The 326-nt window shown below is 40.5% G+C and carries 1 protein-coding gene and 1 pseudogene; both read left to right on the top strand.

From position 1 onward, the window contains the following. A pseudogene (locus SB658_RS22750) lies at positions 1-108 on the top strand (thiamine biosynthesis protein MoeB); the annotation flags it as partial. A 6-nt stretch (positions 109-114) separates the two neighbouring features. Continuing rightward, positions 115-326, top strand: a 212-nt coding sequence (locus SB658_RS22755; RefSeq protein WP_410602505.1) for a bifunctional hydroxymethylpyrimidine kinase/phosphomethylpyrimidine kinase, incomplete at its 3' end; no start/stop codon positions are given.

Below are 326 nucleotides of genomic sequence, written 5' to 3' on the forward strand. Positions count from 1 at the left end.
TCAGATGAAGAAAAGAGATTAGTTGCTTTCAAAGATGGACGTGTACTCGTACATGGAACGAAAGATATAAGCGAAGCAAAAACAATTTATCATCGCTATTTTGGATAGAAAAGGATGAGTGGGATGAAAGTAAATAAAGCTTTAACAATTGCAGGATCTGATAGTGGAGGCGGTGCCGGCATTCAAGCAGATTTAAAAACCTTCCAAGAGCTTGGTGTGTATGGGATGACGGCTATTACGGCAATTACTGCTCAAAATACGCTTGGCGTTCAAGGGGTATATCCAGTTCCGTTAGAAGGTATTACGGAACAGCTGAATTCAATTGG

The sequence above is a fragment of the Bacillus sp. SIMBA_008 genome, assembly GCF_046535495.1.
Taxonomy (GTDB): Bacteria; Bacillota; Bacilli; order Bacillales; family Bacillaceae; genus Bacillus; species Bacillus subtilis.